The sequence below is a fragment of the Bartonella sp. P12B genome (assembly GCF_055796185.1).
In genome coordinates this window covers 276,858-292,268 of record NZ_JBTTDI010000001.1, presented here as the reverse complement: position 1 = coordinate 292,268, position 15,411 = coordinate 276,858, and the positions used below count along the sequence as shown (strand labels likewise).

At 36.7% G+C, this 15,411-nt stretch carries 17 protein-coding genes and 2 pseudogenes; all 19 read left to right on the top strand.

The genetic code is table 11. From position 1 onward, the window contains the following. The first annotated feature begins 94 nt into the window (after window positions 1-94). Complete coding sequence (gene trwL, locus AC0QT1_RS01215) at window positions 95-406, top strand: VirB2 family type IV secretion system major pilin TrwL (RefSeq protein WP_473201465.1); 312 nt, start codon at window positions 95-97, stop codon at window positions 404-406. A 121-nt stretch (window positions 407-527) separates the two neighbouring features. Next, window positions 528-839 carry a VirB2 family type IV secretion system major pilin TrwL gene (gene trwL, locus AC0QT1_RS01210; protein ID WP_473199790.1) on the top strand — a complete coding sequence of 104 codons (312 nt, stop codon included), beginning with the start codon at window positions 528-530 and terminating at the stop codon, window positions 837-839. Window positions 840-976: 137 nt separating this feature from the next. Beyond that, on the top strand, window positions 977-1,285 hold the full coding sequence (locus tag AC0QT1_RS01205) for a conjugal transfer protein (protein WP_473199791.1): 309 nt from the start codon (window positions 977-979) through the stop codon (window positions 1,283-1,285). A 12-nt stretch (window positions 1,286-1,297) separates the two neighbouring features. Beyond that, window positions 1,298-1,606, top strand: a complete 309-nt coding sequence (locus AC0QT1_RS01200; protein ID WP_473199792.1) for a VirB3 family type IV secretion system protein — start codon at window positions 1,298-1,300, stop codon at window positions 1,604-1,606. Between the two features lie 2 nt (window positions 1,607-1,608). Beyond that, complete coding sequence (locus AC0QT1_RS01195; protein ID WP_473199793.1) at window positions 1,609-4,080, top strand: VirB4 family type IV secretion/conjugal transfer ATPase; 2,472 nt, start codon at window positions 1,609-1,611, stop codon at window positions 4,078-4,080. Then, window positions 4,077-4,868, top strand: a complete 792-nt coding sequence (locus AC0QT1_RS01190) for a TrbJ/VirB5 family protein (RefSeq protein ID WP_473201464.1) — start codon at window positions 4,077-4,079, stop codon at window positions 4,866-4,868. Before AC0QT1_RS01195 ends, AC0QT1_RS01190 begins: the two co-directional genes overlap by 4 nt. A gap of 341 nt (window positions 4,869-5,209) precedes the next feature. Continuing rightward, a pseudogene (locus tag AC0QT1_RS01185) lies at window positions 5,210-5,308 on the top strand (TrwG protein); the annotation flags it as partial. 53 nt (window positions 5,309-5,361) lie between these two features. After that, window positions 5,362-6,120: a TrbJ/VirB5 family protein gene (locus AC0QT1_RS01180; RefSeq protein WP_473201463.1), complete on the top strand. Its 759-nt coding sequence runs from the start codon at window positions 5,362-5,364 to the stop codon at window positions 6,118-6,120. A gap of 478 nt (window positions 6,121-6,598) precedes the next feature. Beyond that, entirely contained in the window at window positions 6,599-7,423 is an 825-nt protein-coding gene (locus AC0QT1_RS01175; RefSeq protein ID WP_473199796.1) for a TrbJ/VirB5 family protein, read from the top strand. A gap of 217 nt (window positions 7,424-7,640) precedes the next feature. Beyond that, window positions 7,641-8,501: a TrbL/VirB6 family protein gene (locus tag AC0QT1_RS01170; protein WP_473199797.1), complete on the top strand. Its 861-nt coding sequence runs from the start codon at window positions 7,641-7,643 to the stop codon at window positions 8,499-8,501. Window positions 8,502-8,683: 182 nt separating this feature from the next. Beyond that, window positions 8,684-8,827 (top strand): TrwH protein, encoded by a 144-nt coding sequence (locus AC0QT1_RS01165; protein ID WP_241437739.1) that lies wholly within the window; start codon window positions 8,684-8,686, stop codon window positions 8,825-8,827. After that, window positions 8,824-8,928: pseudogene (locus tag AC0QT1_RS01160) on the top strand (TrwG protein); the annotation flags it as partial. The gene AC0QT1_RS01165 and the pseudogene AC0QT1_RS01160, both read left to right, overlap by 4 nt. 60 nt (window positions 8,929-8,988) lie before the next feature. Next, complete coding sequence (locus AC0QT1_RS01155) at window positions 8,989-9,696, top strand: TrbJ/VirB5 family protein (protein WP_473199798.1); 708 nt, start codon at window positions 8,989-8,991, stop codon at window positions 9,694-9,696. A gap of 217 nt (window positions 9,697-9,913) precedes the next feature. After that, window positions 9,914-10,774, top strand: coding sequence for a TrbL/VirB6 family protein (locus AC0QT1_RS01150; RefSeq protein WP_473199797.1), 861 nt, complete (start codon window positions 9,914-9,916; stop codon window positions 10,772-10,774). 182 nt (window positions 10,775-10,956) lie between these two features. Further along, complete coding sequence (locus AC0QT1_RS01145) at window positions 10,957-11,100, top strand: TrwH protein (RefSeq protein WP_241437739.1); 144 nt, start codon at window positions 10,957-10,959, stop codon at window positions 11,098-11,100. Further along, on the top strand, window positions 11,097-11,795 hold the full coding sequence (locus AC0QT1_RS01140; protein ID WP_473199799.1) for a VirB8 family type IV secretion system protein: 699 nt from the start codon (window positions 11,097-11,099) through the stop codon (window positions 11,793-11,795). The genes AC0QT1_RS01145 and AC0QT1_RS01140 overlap by 4 nt, the downstream gene beginning before the upstream one ends. Before the next feature lie 13 nt (window positions 11,796-11,808). Beyond that, complete coding sequence (virB9, locus tag AC0QT1_RS01135; protein WP_473199800.1) at window positions 11,809-12,615, top strand: P-type conjugative transfer protein VirB9; 807 nt, start codon at window positions 11,809-11,811, stop codon at window positions 12,613-12,615. Beyond that, window positions 12,615-13,793, top strand: a complete 1,179-nt coding sequence (virB10, locus tag AC0QT1_RS01130; protein WP_473200012.1) for a type IV secretion system protein VirB10 — start codon at window positions 12,615-12,617, stop codon at window positions 13,791-13,793. The genes virB9 and virB10 overlap by 1 nt, the downstream gene beginning before the upstream one ends. Continuing rightward, complete coding sequence (virB11, locus tag AC0QT1_RS01125) at window positions 13,765-14,829, top strand: P-type DNA transfer ATPase VirB11 (RefSeq protein WP_473201512.1); 1,065 nt, start codon at window positions 13,765-13,767, stop codon at window positions 14,827-14,829. The genes virB10 and virB11 overlap by 29 nt, the downstream gene beginning before the upstream one ends. The last annotated feature ends 582 nt before the right edge of the window (window positions 14,830-15,411 follow it).

The window sequence follows — 15,411 nt, the reverse complement described above, 5'->3', positions numbered from 1 at the left end:
CCGATTACGAACATGTTAAATACAAATTGTGCATAAATTATAAAAGATTAATGATAGTCTCGTTTACATTTAGAATATAAGATAAGAGTAAAATATGAAACAATTCAAGAATTTCTATTCAAAAAGTAATATAAGCAGCGCAATTGCTGCAGCTGTAACTGTATTTTTTATAAGCAGTCCTGTGTATGCTGATAAAACTCTGGGTAAAGCTAAAACCGCTTTAGAAACTCTGCAAAAAGAACTCACTGGAAAAATTATTCCTATCGCCGCTGCTGTTATCCTTTTGTGTTTAGCAATTGGCTATGCAGGGCGTTACATCGAAAAGGATACGTTTGTACGGTGGGCGGTTGGGGTCATTATTGCTGGTTCAGCAACCCAAATTGCCACTATGTTATTTAACGCGTAATGGATTTAATATAAAATAAAAAAATTCAAAACATTCTTTTAAAGTGCTAAAATTACTCATTAGCTATAATAAGCTAATAATTCTATTACCTCTATTGTAAAGTATAAAATAAGAGTAAAATATGAAACATTTCAATAACTTCCGATCAAAAAATAGCAAGACAATTATCGCAATCTCTGCAGCTGTAACTGTATTTTTTATGGCTCATCCTGCATATGCAGATCTAAAAAATGCTAAAACCGCTTTAGAAACTCTGCGGGACGAACTCATTAACAAAATTATTCCTATTGCCGCTGCTGTTATCCTTTTATGTTTAGCAATTGGCTATGCAGGACGCTATATCGAAAAAGATACATTTGTAAGATGGGCAATTGGTGTCATCATTGCTGGTTCAGCAACCCAACTTGCCACCCTGTTATTTACAGGTAAGTGAAGCCAATATAAAAATTGGCACGGCACAGGGTGTTTTTTAATCATGTTAATTGACTGTGCATGTGTTTGTAATGATTTTTATTATACTACAAAGGGGATATTATTTATGGCGATTTCAGTCATAAGGAGAGTAGAAATATGAAACAGATAAATATTCTTCAAGCAAAAAATAAAAGGATCCGCACTCTTTTTATAATATCAATTATGTTTTTAACGATCCAATCTGCATATGCTCAAACAAAAGGCAAGTCTATAGATATTTTTATAGGTATGCAATATGGGTTAAGTATGTTGATTCCCATTGTTGGTGCTGTTCTTCTTTTATTGCTTTTGCCTATTTATCTGTTTCGCATCATCTCAAAAGCTACGTTCATACGATGGTCATTCAGTATTATCATTGCAAGCGCAGCATTTTATCTTAGCAGTCTATTGTTTTACATCAACTAACCGGAGCAACCAGTGAAACCACAAAAACATGAAGCATTTCCTTTATTCAAAGGTGCAACCCGTGTTCCAACAATTTGGGGGGTGCCTATGATGCCACTTATTGTGATGGTTATAGGTGTCGCTACTGTTGCCATGACAGTAAATATCTTTTTGTGGGTAATTGCACCACCGCTATGGTTCATTATGGTGCAAATTACCAAAAATGATGATAAAGCGTTTCGTATCTGGTGGTTATGGCTTGATACTAAGTTTCGCAACCGTAACAAAGACTTTTGGGGCGCCTCAAGTTACAGTCCCTCTAATTACCGCAAAAGGAGATAAATATGACGGCTGTTGAAAGCAGCAAACGCCTCGCATCAGAGACGCCAGTGAGTCTGTTCATACCCTATTCACACCACATTACAGACACAATCATTTCTACAAAAAATGGGGAGTATTTGTCGATCTGGAAGATTGACGGGCGTTCGCACCAAAGTGCTTCAGAAGAAGATATTTTTCAGTGGACAAAAGAATTAAACAATACCTTGCGCGGCATTGCATCAGCCAATTTATCGCTGTGGACTCATATCGTACGTCGGCGCGTTTATGAATATCCCAATTCAACATTTGATCAAATGTTTTGCTATCAGCTTGATGAGAAATACCAGCAGAGTTTTACCGGTTATAATTTAATGGTCAATGATCTGTATTTGACCATCGTTTTTCAACCGATAGCTGATAAGGTTATGTCATTTTTTTCTCGGCATGAACGTGAAACTCTTGATCAAAAAAAGATGCAGCAAGAATCCTGTATCAAAGCTCTCAATGACATCAACAACACCTTAGGTCAATCGTTAAAACGTTACGGAGCAGAACTTCTTGGTACTTATGAAAAAAATGGGCATGCTTACTCTTCTGCGCTCGAATTTCTTGGCATGCTTGTTAATGGTGAATATCGTCCTATGCCAATATGCTACGATCGATTTGCCGACTATATGTCTATTAATCGGCCTTTTTTTTCAAAATGGGGAGCTCTTGGTGAACTACGTACAACCAGTGGCATGCGTCGGTTTGGCATGCTAGAAATTAAGGAATACGATACGACGACCAAACCAGGCCAACTGAATGTTTTGCTGGAAAGTGATTTCGAGTTCGTATTAACCCAAAGCTTTTCTGTGCTCTCACGGCATGCTGCCAAAGATTACCTACAACGGCATCAACGTAATCTTATCGATGCACGCGATGTGGCAACGAGTCAAATTGAACAAATTGACGAAGCACTAAATCAACTTGTCAGTGGACATTTTGTCATGGGTGAGCACCACTGTACATTAACCGTCTACGGTAATACAGTTCAACAAGTTCGCGACCATATGGCAAAAGCGAGTGCAGCGCTGCTAGACGTTGCAGTGTTGCCCAAACCCGTAGATTTAGCCATAGAGGCTGGTTATTGGGCACAACTTCCTGCAAATTGGAAATGGCGACCACGTCCAGCACCAATTACATCGCTGAACTTTCTGTCATTTTCATCCTTTCATAATTTTATGTCAGGTAAACCAACTGGAAACCCATGGGGACCAGCGGTTACAATTCTTAAAACAACAAGCAAAACACCACTTTATTTCAATTTTCACGCCTCCAAACTTGAAGAAGATTCAACAGACAAACGGTTACTTGGAAATACCGCTCTCATTGGACAGTCTGGTTCCGGTAAAACTGTGCTTCTCGGATTTTTGTTAGCGCAAGCACAAAAATTCAAGCCAACAACTGTTGTTTTTGATAAAGATCGCGGTATGGAAATTGCCATTCGAGCAATGGGAGGGCGATATCTGTCATTTAAAGCCGGTAAAGCAAGCGGTTTTAACCCATTCCAGCTTCCCCCCACACAAGATAATCTGATATTTTTGAAACAATTTGTTAAGAAGTTGGCAGAAGCTGGTGGTGAAGTCACACACCATGACGAAGAGGAAATTAACCAAGCTGTCACATCTATTATGAGTGATAATATTGACAAATCGCTACGCCGCTTGTCTTTTCTGATACAATTCTTACCAAACCCACATTTGAGTGATTATAACGCACACCCATCAGTGCATGCTCGTTTAATAAAATGGTGTGAGGGTAGTGATTATGGATGGTTATTTGATAATCCCAATGATGCACTTGATCTCTCAACACATCAAATTTACGGCTTTGATATTACCGAATTCTTAGATAACCCAGAGACTCGCACTCCGGTCATGATGTATTTGCTTTACCGTACGGAAGGAATGATTAGTGGGCAGCGGTTCATGTATATCTTCGATGAGTTTTGGAAACCGTTACAAGACCCATATTTTGAAGATTTAGCAAAAAACAAACAAAAAACAATCCGTAAACAAAATGGTATTTTTGTGTACGCGACACAAGAGCCCGGTGATGCCCTAGAAAGCAATATCGCCAAAACGCTCATTCAACAGTGTGCGACTTACATTTTTCTAGCAAACCCCAAAGCAAATTATGAAGATTATACAGAAGGCTTTAAACTTACAGATGCTGAATTTGAATTGATCAAAGGACTTGGTGAGTTTAGTCGGCAGTTCCTTATTAAGCAGGGCGACCAATCTGCACTTGCAGAGCTAAATCTCGGCAAATTCCATGTAACAATCGATGGAAAAACCATTGAGCGTGACTTTAGTAACGAACTCTTGGTGTTATCAGGTACCCCTGACAACGCAGAGTTAGCCGAAAGCATTATCGCTGAAGTAGGCGATGATCCGGCAGTATGGTTACCAATTTTTTTACAACATGTAAAAAATGATAGGAGGGAAACATGAAAAAAACTATTATTTTAGTAACTATAGCGACAGCAGTAGTTGTGTCCAGCAATAATTCAGCAATGGCTTTTTGGGGATTCGGGGCGGGAGCGGCAGATTTAGGTGCATCAGTTCCAACATCATTGCCCAAATTTTGGGGATCATCTTCCCAAAAGAAATCTCCACCAAAGCCTTCTCCACCACAGCATTATATTGAACTCCTTGAACTAATAAAAGAACTGATTAAAATAAACACAAAAGAACTCAAACAGTCAGAGGATATCTATAAGTCTATAACAGGGAATCGAGGAATAAACCCTAAACAACTGGAAAACATACAAACAGATCAAACCAGTTTTTTTCTCAAAGATCCCCAATTAATATATGATAAAAATTCTAATATCTCCGCATCTAAATCCGAGTCATTCAATGATATCCTAAAAGAGGAAAAAATTCCTGATTCCATCCATGAAGCACGCAAATCTATCGAAGGACGTAGACAATATGCAACAGCTATAGACAAAAATATAAGTCTAAAAGCCTTTCAAAATACAGATGCCCGTTTAAAGCATATCTCAGTATTATTAGAGAAAATTGATGAAACAAAAGATCTGAAAGACATTGCTGAATTGCAAGCGCACATAAAAGGCATGCTCGCTATAATCCAAAATGAAAATGCAAAATTACAGATGGTCGCGCATTTACGTGAAACTGAACGGGAATTTATCGAACATCAAAAGCATAAACGCAACATGAAGATGTTGAATAGTAAAAATAAAAAAATGCCTACCATACATTTTATACGATAAGTCTTTATAACAGCATTTTTTATATTAAGTATCTTTTACGCGTATAACAAAAAGTAAAGACTTGTTACAGAGGGATACCATCCTCTCCAATGCGCTCACAAAATTTTTCAAAAAAGCAATCGCATACATTTATAATCAAAATTGAAATAATGATAAAAAAGTGTTAAATTATATATTACAGTTAAAAAAAGGATTGTTCAAATGAAACAAATTATTTTTACAGTTTTGATTGTAAGCCTTTTATCCGCTTGCGGATTGGTTCCAAAGCTAAAGCAACCAAGTCAATGAAACCACGTACCTATCAACAAGATAGTTCCTGATGAAATTCAACGAGGAGCAATGTGAGACAAAAAGCGAAACCAATAAAAACAGAACAGCTCAACAGTTATTACGAAGAAAGCCGAGGTTTGGAACGTGAACTCATTAGCGAATTTATAAAATTCTAATGTACTTTCCGAACTTCCTAAATATGAAAAAAATAAAAGGATAAAATATGAGAAAGTTATTTATTATAGCAGTAATTATTGCAATTTTTGAAATACCAAGCTCAACCCCAGCTTTTAGTTGGGATTTTAATTGGGGATGGTCTCCTAAAAAAGATGCACTTCCTTCAAGAAAGCCTTCTCCACCAAAGGCTTCTCCACCACAGCATTATATTGAACTCCTTGAACTAATAAAAGAACTGATTAAAATAAACACAAAAGAACTCAAACAGTCAGAGGATATCTATAAGTCTATAACAGGGAATCGAGGAATAAACCCTAAACAACTGGAAAACATACAAACAGATCAAACCAGTTTTTTTCTCAAAGATCCCCAATTAATATATGATAAAAATTCTAATATCTCCGCATCTAAATCCGAGTCATTCAATGATATCCTAAAAGAGGAAAAAATTCCTGATTCCATCCATGAAGCACGCAAATCTATAGAAGAACGTAGACAATATGCAACAGCTATAGACAAAAATATAAGTCTAAAAGCCTTTCAAAATACAGATGCCCGTTTAAAGCATATCTTAGTATTATTAGAGAAAATTGATGAAACAAAAGATCTGAAAGACATTGCTGAATTGCAAGCACACATAAAAGGCATGCTCGCTATAATCCAAAATGAAAATGCAAAATTACAGATGGTCGCGCATTTACGTGAAACTGAACGGGAATTTATCGAACATCAAAAATATAAACGCAACATGAGGATGTTGAATAGTAAAAATAAAAAAATGCCTACCATACATTTTATACGATAAAAACTTCATAATGACTCGCTTATATTATCAGCTTTCTCTTTTCATATTTAACTGTACTTCTTTTAGTAATTACACTTAGTCTTATAATTAAACGTTTTAGCGAGCCACGCACTCTACATAGTCAATGGAAAATATGAACTACATGTGCAAAACGCGAATTATACGCTTAGAAAACGGATTTTACCATTTCCAACGCTTTCATCGTGCTATTGTTAATAGCTATACTGTAAATATGTTGATTGGCAAAAGATGTTACATTTGCACACTTAATAAATTACATAGAGTAGGAACGACTCTCTCAATAACAGTCAGATAATCAGAACCCAACGGCTTAAAGATATTATCGACATTGCAAATAAATATTCCAATGAACAAAATAAAAAATACAAACGATTAAAAATTATAAAATTTATAATCAAAATTAGAATTATAATAAGAATCTGTTAGGATATATAAAATAATTAAAAGAGAAAATAATATGAAAAAAACTATTCTTTTAGTGGCAATAGCAACAATTTTTGGAATGCAGAGCGCGCATTTGATGGCTGATGAAAATTCTTTTGGAGAGGAAAATGTTCCCCCTATTTCTATAAAAGATATGCGAGAAGCAGAAGAGAATCGGCAACTGGAGAAAGAATACGAAGAACGAAAAAAACAAGAGCGAAAACAAGCTCTTGTTTCTCTAGTAAAAGAACAGCTTAAAATAACGAAAGAACAACTTGAAGGCTATAAACAAATACACCAGTCTATAATAGGTTCTCGTAAATTTGATATTCCGCAAGCAAAAAATGTGGAGACTATTTATTTTTACAACCCACACTCCATCTACAATAAAAGCAGGTTTGATAAGAAAAACTCTTCAATAAATCCAAATATTTCTAAAATGGAAGAAAGTGTAATGAACCAAATATTAGAGCAAAATCTTGATTTTTTTTCAGTTCCTGAAATACGTGCACTTATCGAAAACCGCAGTCAATATGCAGCAATTGTAGATAAAGCTGTAAGCTTGCAAGTTTTTGATGAAGTAGAAAGCCGTTTTAAGTACATTAAAAAAGCTTTAATTACAGCGGAACAGATGAATGATATAAAAGGTATGAGCGAATTAAATACATATGTTGAAGGTACAGCCGCCGTAATCCAAAATGAGACTACAAAGTTGCAAATGGTTGCACATTTACGTGACGCAGAACAAAAATTGATCGACCAGCAAAAATATAAACGCAATGTAAAAATTTTAAGCCATAACAACAAACAAATGCCAACTATAAAAGTACGATATATACAAGCTGCAGGAATACAATAAGCTCTTTATAACAAGCTCATACCATAAACTTTCTCTAATCATAAAAAGTTAGTGTGTAATGCTTAGTGCAATCCCAACCGACTAAAGAACATATAGAAAAATTAATCTCCTTAAGTCTCAAAAATATTTTTTGTGAATAACGTAAATGCGAAAAACGACACCATACACTAATATTCCAAAACAATGGAAAAGTGAAAATTCATGAAAGAAAAACACCATGCACTTTAGAATATTCACACCTCTTTACAATCAAATTAATACAATAACAAATACATACATCACAGACATTTCATCAAAAGCGATCGTTACAATTACGCCTGTTGTCTCAATCGGTCTCAGTATCGCTTTCATTGTATATGGATGGCTTATTATTCGCGGTGCAGTCGATATGCCTCTCTCTGGTTTCGTAAACCGTTGCCTACGGATAAGCATTATTACTTCAATGGCATTAACTTCGGGACTTTATCAGTCAGAAATTGCAGATTTGATAATGAACACATTTAATAGCTTATTATCTGCACTAACAACAACTCAATCAACCATACCCCAAATGACCGCCGCACTTGATATGGCAGCTACCGAAGGTTTTAACCGTGCAAGTGAAGCTTTTGAAGAAGCTGCTTTCTTGGATGCTGGTGGACTACTGTACGGTCTCTTTGGTATCCTCATCTTAGTTGCAACAAGTTCTCTAACGGCAATTAGCGGCACATTCATTCTGCTGACTCAAATCGCACTTGTCCTTCTTTTAGGACTTGGACCAATCTTTATCATTGCTTTGCTCTGGCAACCAACCTATCGCTTTTTTGAACAATGGATAACCCAAATCTTAAGCTATGCAATTCTCCTGCTATTCCTAACTACCATATCCAATCTAATGATGAGTATCTTTGTAAATTACATGAAAGAGCTAAAATTTGATGGCAATCAGAATGTGAGTTATGCTCTTGGTGGAGCACTCATCTTGTCCATTATCTCCATTGTGCTGTTACTCAAAATATCAAGCATTGCTAATGCTTTGGCAAAAGGTATTACATTTGGACATCTATGGAAATTAAATACATCAAGCAGAAAACAATAATCCCATAGCAGCCACAAAAGAGAAAATATCTGTTCCACAGAAAAATATTTTTATAAGAAAAACAAAATTAACAAAAGAAAAACTATCTAAAACTATAGACTCTTTATTTTATAATCAAAATTGAAATAATGATAAAAAAGTGTTAGAGTTATATATTACAGTCAAAAAAGAGGATTGTTCAAATGAAACAAATCATTTTTACAGTTTTGATTGCAAGCCTTTTATCCGCTTGCGGATTGGCTCCTAAGCCAAAGCAACCAAGTCAATGGAACCGCGTACCTATTAACAAAACAGTCCCTGATGAAATTCAGCGAGGAGCAATATGAGAAAAAAACAAGCTAAACCAGTAAAAGCAGAACAGCTCAACAGTTATTACGAAGAAAGCCGAGGTTTGGAACGTGAACTCATTAGCGAATTCTTAAGGTCATGTAAAATGACGAAACAACTTTTAGCATTCCTGTAATATATGGAATTAAAGGAGAGTAACATGAGAAAACTGATTATTGTAACAGCAATAAGTGTGTTCTTTGGAATATTAAACTCAACATTAAGAGCACAAGAGAGTGAAAAAACATTCGAAGATCAGTTGCTCGATGTTATGAAAAAACAGATTATTGAAACAGAGACCCAACACCAAGAAATAAAAAAAATACATAATTCTATAACAGGTATTCGAATACAAAGTAGCAACTTACAAGATGACAATGATCTTCTACTTACACAGCCAAAATACATCTATGTTACAGATAAACAATCAGAGATTTCAGAACAATTTCCTAAATTGATTAAAGACATTCAAACACAAGAAGAGGAGAGTTTTCAAAATACAGTCTATGAAATACGTAAATTTATCGAAAACCGCAGTCAATATGCAGCTGTTTTGGATAAAATCGTGAGCTTGCAAGTTTTTGATGAAGTAGAAAACCGTTTTATGCACATTGCACAATATTTAATGAAAGTCAGGGATACAGAAGATCTAAAAAGTATTGCTGAATTACAACTGCACATCAAGAGTATATTCGCCATGATCCAAAATGAGACTACAAAGTTGCAAATGGTTGCACATTTACGTGACGCAGAACAAAAATTGATCGACCAGCAAAAATATAAACGCAATGTAAAAATTTTAAGCCATAACAACAAACAAATGCCAACTATAAAAGTACGATATATACAAGCTGCAGGAATACAATAAGCTCTTTATAACAAGCTCATACCATAAACTTTCTCTAATCATAAAAAGTTAGTGTGTAATGCTTAGTGCAATCCCAACCGACTAAAGAACATATAGAAAAATTAATCTCCTTAAGTCTCAAAAATATTTTTTGTGAATAACGTAAATGCGAAAAACGACACCATACACTAATATTCCAAAACAATGGAAAAGTGAAAATTCATGAAAGAAAAACACCATGCACTTTAGAATATTCACACCTCTTTACAATCAAATTAATACAATAACAAATACATACATCACAGACATTTCATCAAAAGCGATCGTTACAATTACGCCTGTTGTCTCAATCGGTCTCAGTATCGCTTTCATTGTATATGGATGGCTTATTATTCGCGGTGCAGTCGATATGCCTCTCTCTGGTTTCGTAAACCGTTGCCTACGGATAAGCATTATTACTTCAATGGCATTAACTTCGGGACTTTATCAGTCAGAAATTGCAGATTTGATAATGAACACATTTAATAGCTTATTATCTGCACTAACAACAACTCAATCAACCATACCCCAAATGACCGCCGCACTTGATATGGCAGCTACCGAAGGTTTTAACCGTGCAAGTGAAGCTTTTGAAGAAGCTGCTTTCTTGGATGCTGGTGGACTACTGTACGGTCTCTTTGGTATCCTCATCTTAGTTGCAACAAGTTCTCTAACGGCAATTAGCGGCACATTCATTCTGCTGACTCAAATCGCACTTGTCCTTCTTTTAGGACTTGGACCAATCTTTATCATTGCTTTGCTCTGGCAACCAACCTATCGCTTTTTTGAACAATGGATAACCCAAATCTTAAGCTATGCAATTCTCCTGCTATTCCTAACTACCATATCCAATCTAATGATGAGTATCTTTGTAAATTACATGAAAGAGCTAAAATTTGATGGCAATCAGAATGTGAGTTATGCTCTTGGTGGAGCACTCATCTTGTCCATTATCTCCATTGTGCTGTTACTCAAAATATCAAGCATTGCTAATGCTTTGGCAAAAGGTATTACATTTGGACATCTATGGAAATTAAATACATCAAGCAGAAAACAATAATCCCATAGCAGCCACAAAAGAGAAAATATCTGTTCCACAGAAAAATATTTTTATAAGAAAAACAAAATTAACAAAAGAAAAACTATCTAAAACTATAGACTCTTTATTTTATAATCAAAATTGAAATAATGATAAAAAAGTGTTAGAGTTATATATTACAGTCAAAAAAGAGGATTGTTCAAATGAAACAAATCATTTTTACAGTTTTGATTGCAAGCCTTTTATCCGCTTGCGGATTGGCTCCTAAGCCAAAGCAACCAAGTCAATGGAACCGCGTACCTATTAACAAAACAGTCCCTGATGAAATTCAGCGAGGAGCAATATGAGAAAAAAACAAGCTAAACCAGTAAAAGCAGAACAGCTCAACAGTTATTACGAAGAAAGCCGAGGTTTGGAACGTGAACTCATTAGCGAATTCTTAAGGTCACGCAGAACAGCATGGCGTGTAGCCAGTGTCGTTGGTATTTTTGGATTGTTTGGCATGATGTGTGGCGTTGTTGGTTTTTCCCAACCAGCTCCAACACCTTTAGTGTTACGCGTTGATAACGCAACTGGTGCAGTCGATGTGATCTCTGTGATGCGCGAACATGAAACGAGTTATGGTGAGGTTGTGGACAGATATTGGCTTAATCAATATGTGCTTAACCGTGAAACTTACGACTACGATACCATTCAGCTAAACTATAGCACGACAGCACTTTTAAGCGCAGCAACTGTTCAACAGGAATTTTATAAGATCTACGAAGGTGAAAATGGGCGTGACAAAGTCCTTTCCAATAAAGGGCGCATTACAGTTAAAGTACGATCAATCCAGCCAAATGGACGTGGCCAAGCAACAGTGCGTTTTACAACGCAACAACATGACACTACTGGTACCGTTGGACCAAAACAACATCAAATTGCAACAATTGGTTACACCTATGTTGGTACACCAATGAAATCATCTGATCGATTGCTTAATCCACTTGGTTTCCAAGTGACAAGTTACCGTGCTGATCCGGAAATATTGTTGAATAATTAAGGAATTGATTATTATGAAAAAAATTGTGTTAATAACCTTACTATCCTCACTTGTCGCTTTTTATACGGCACCTGTGCAGGCACTCAAAACTCCATCTAATTCACAATATGATCATCGCATTCGTTATGTTATGTATAATGCCGCTGATGTGATTCAAATTGAAACGGTTCTCGGCGTAGCGACACATATTATCCTTGAAGAAGGAGAGCAGTATATTACTCACGCCTTTGGTGATTCAGAGGCTTATGCCTTTGCACATAAAGGGCGACATATTTTTATTAAACCTAAAGCGGAACTTGCCAATACAAATCTTATCGTTGTGACCGATAAACGTAGTTACAAATTTCGACTACAATTCCGCAATGACCGTGCTGGAGCTACTTATGAGTTAGCTTTTCATTATCCTAGAGAAGGTTCCCAAAGGTTAGAGGAACACAAACAACGACTTGCCATTGAACGTGCTTTTCATCAAGGTGCGGCAGGTTATAATCTGAGCTACACCATGAGTGGCAATCAAGATATTGCTCCGATAAACGCTTGGGACAATGGACGCATTACCTATTTCAAATTTCCCGCCAATATGGACATGCCATCAATTTACGTAGTGGATGCCGAAGGCAACGAAAGTTTAATACCACGGACAGTTATAGGCAGTTCCAATGATATTATCGCTGTTCACAAGGTCAATCCTAAATGGCTCATACGACTTGGCAAACGTGCTTTAGCTGTTTTTAATGAAGCCTATGATCCCAATGGTATACCAAACACAACTGGAACAGTATCTTCAGCAGTTCATCGCATCAATAAAGGAGACAAATGATGTTCGATAATAAGAAAGGGGATGAGAACAACAAGACTACAGAACTGGACGACACCCAACAAAAATACATTGAAGGCGCGTATGGCAGCTCTGAACTAGGTAAAGAACGCCGTCCTACAGTTCCTGGTGCGCGCGCATTGTTAATGGTAGGGCTCATTGCTGTAGTAGCAGTGCCACTTGCTTTGACTTGGAAAGCTTTAAAAATGCGCAATGCAGTCGAAGTTGAGGAAGAAAAACCACAACAAACGGTGCAACAAATTATCCCTAGCTATACTCCTCGTGTCATAGAAGAACCCAAGATTGTCGAAGAGGTAGAAAAACCAACAGAAACTGAGGATTCAACACAAGAAATTCCACCTGCTTGGGCGAAACTTCTTCAAACAACGCTCCCGCCACAGTTACTCAAAGACACTGAAGAGTTAGCACGCAAACGTATGTTCAGTTCAGGTCTTAATAACGGTGGCGGTAGCGAAAGCTCTGTAAAAAATTCAAAAAATAATGCATCTGTAAACGATGGAAATAGTGGTGTATTATTCGATCAGCTACAACCTGTACGATTAGGTCAATCCTATGCAGTTCAACTTCATAACCGTGATCTCTTGATTACGCAGGGGACTCAGATAGACTGTACATTAGAAACAAAAATCATCACATCACAACCAGGAATGACGACTTGTCATTTAACGCGTGATGTTTATTCTACGAGCGGTCGTGTTGTTTTACTAGATCGCGGATCTAAAGTTGTTGGTTTTTACCAAAGCGGTATACAACAGGGACAAACGCGTGTTTTCGTACAATGGTCACGTATTGAAACGCCCTCTGGTGTTATCGTAAATCTCGACTCACCAGGCACGGGCCCTCTTGGTGAAGCTGGTATCGGTGGTTGGGTCGATAGACATTTTTGGGAACGGTTCGGTGGTGCAATCATGGTGAGTATAATTGGTGATTTAGGAGAATGGGTAAAAGGAAAAATTACTCAAGGAAATAAAGAAAAGGAAAAAACACAATCTCAAGGTGGGGTCCAAAGTGTGCAGAATGCTCAATCGGTCGTGACTGATGTCCTTCAAAATTCAATCAACATTGTCCCCACACTTTATAAAAACCAAGGTGAGAGAGTGAATATTTTTGTTGCTCGTGATCTGGATTTCAGTGATGTCTACAGCCTCGTTACACGCTAACCCAATACAGAAAGATCAAGCAGTTGCACAACTTTTACAACCACTTGATCATTTCTTAGAAGATCCAAAAGTTACTGAATTATCGATCTGCCGTCCTTGTGAAGTGTGGACAAAAAGTTTTACAGGTTGGCAGGTTCATAGCGTACCAGAATTAACAGTCGCTTTTTTGCAGACGCTTATCACAGCGATTATTGTTTATAATGGTATGGCTCCCAAAAGCATTAATTATGTGCGGTTACCTGGAGGACAGCGTGGTACGATTGTACAAAGCCCCGCAGTCATAGATGGGACACTCTCTTTTATGATTCGCAAACATTCTCTCACGGTTAAAACGTTAGAGGAACTCAACAGTGAAGGCGCACTGAATGATTTTTCCGATGTGAGTTTCAACAAACCTTCAGAGAAAGCAGCAAATGATTTATTATCAAAGCAAGATTTTACTCGGTTAGAGCCGTTTGAAGTACAACTCTTGCATCTTAAACGTGAGAGAAAGATTCTTGAGTTTTTAGAAAAATGCGTACTGCATAAACGCAACATCATCATTGCAGGTAAAACAGGATCGGGAAAAACAACATTTGCTCGTTCCTTAATTGAAAAAGTGCCTATAGAAGAGCGTATTATCACCATTGAGGATGTTCATGAGCTTTTTCTTCCCAATCACCCTAACCATGTCCATATGCTTTATGGTAATGGTGCAGGCCGTGTTTCAGCTGATGAGTGCCTAGATGCCTGTATGCGTCAATCACCTGACCGTATTTTCCTTGCAGAACTTCGTGGCAACGAGGCATGGGAATATCTCAACTCTTTGAATACTGGGCATCCTGGGTCAATTACAACAACACACGCCAACAATGCTTTGCAAACATTCGAACGATGTGCCACATTGATCAAAAGGTCTGAGATTGGTCGTCAACTCGATTTAGAAATGATAAAGATAGTGCTTTACACGACAGTGGATGTTGTGTTGTTTTTCAAGGATAGAAGGCTCTCTGAGGTCTTTTATGATCCAATTTTTTCTAAATCCAAGATAGTCTAAATAGGAATCTTTTCTAATGAAGATCTCGCAAACAACTAAAGACGCAACAAGTTGTTGCGTCTTTTTTTACAACCCTTTGAAACAAATTTTTCTTCTCCTTGTTATCTTTGATAACTCTCACGCTTTTATAACAAAGAAGAAATTGACGGTAAAAAGCCTTCAGAAAAACGAAATCAAGCACGATATTTTTTTAAATCGTTATAAAAATAGATATCTTAACAATTCACATCTTAATGAAGAATTCTATGAAAGACGCACCTTCGAAAAGCACAAATTATTGCCATCTTAAAGACAGCGACTTACCATTCAAAAACTCTATGCTTCATCTGCTTGCCATCAACACAGATGTTTTTTAATCAAATATTTTTTATACAATCTATCGATACGAATAAAGCTTCATGCATTATAAGTTCAACTTGAAAAAAATTACATTCCAATTCGCTAATAGAGTAATAATCTATTGCAGCTCATTAAAGTGCCATTACGATCAATTGCCATTGAATGCTTTTTTGTGCCATACTCTTTTTTGCAAACAAACCAAAATTGCGTCCCCAAATATCTTGAAACCAATTTCCACTCTTT

Bases quoted from the DNA above. Each gene is read 5' to 3' on its own strand.
- AC0QT1_RS01205 (WP_473199791.1), top strand. From the start codon at position 977: ATGAAACAGATAAATATTCTTCAAGCAAAAAATAAAAGGATCCGCACT.
- AC0QT1_RS01165 (WP_241437739.1), top strand. From the start codon at position 8,684: ATGAAACAAATCATTTTTACAGTTTTGATTGCAAGCCTTTTATCCGCT.
- trwL (WP_473201465.1), top strand. From the start codon at position 95: ATGAAACAATTCAAGAATTTCTATTCAAAAAGTAATATAAGCAGCGCA.
- AC0QT1_RS01140 (WP_473199799.1), top strand. From the start codon at position 11,097: ATGAGAAAAAAACAAGCTAAACCAGTAAAAGCAGAACAGCTCAACAGT.
- AC0QT1_RS01145 (WP_241437739.1), top strand. From the start codon at position 10,957: ATGAAACAAATCATTTTTACAGTTTTGATTGCAAGCCTTTTATCCGCT.
- virB9 (WP_473199800.1), top strand. From the start codon at position 11,809: ATGAAAAAAATTGTGTTAATAACCTTACTATCCTCACTTGTCGCTTTT.
- trwL (WP_473199790.1), top strand. From the start codon at position 528: ATGAAACATTTCAATAACTTCCGATCAAAAAATAGCAAGACAATTATC.
- AC0QT1_RS01180 (WP_473201463.1), top strand. From the start codon at position 5,362: ATGAGAAAGTTATTTATTATAGCAGTAATTATTGCAATTTTTGAAATA.
- virB10 (WP_473200012.1), top strand. From the start codon at position 12,615: ATGTTCGATAATAAGAAAGGGGATGAGAACAACAAGACTACAGAACTG.
- AC0QT1_RS01175 (WP_473199796.1), top strand. From the start codon at position 6,599: ATGAAAAAAACTATTCTTTTAGTGGCAATAGCAACAATTTTTGGAATG.
- AC0QT1_RS01195 (WP_473199793.1), top strand. From the start codon at position 1,609: ATGACGGCTGTTGAAAGCAGCAAACGCCTCGCATCAGAGACGCCAGTG.
- AC0QT1_RS01190 (WP_473201464.1), top strand. From the start codon at position 4,077: ATGAAAAAAACTATTATTTTAGTAACTATAGCGACAGCAGTAGTTGTG.
- AC0QT1_RS01155 (WP_473199798.1), top strand. From the start codon at position 8,989: ATGAGAAAACTGATTATTGTAACAGCAATAAGTGTGTTCTTTGGAATA.
- AC0QT1_RS01170 (WP_473199797.1), top strand. From the start codon at position 7,641: ATGCACTTTAGAATATTCACACCTCTTTACAATCAAATTAATACAATA.
- AC0QT1_RS01150 (WP_473199797.1), top strand. From the start codon at position 9,914: ATGCACTTTAGAATATTCACACCTCTTTACAATCAAATTAATACAATA.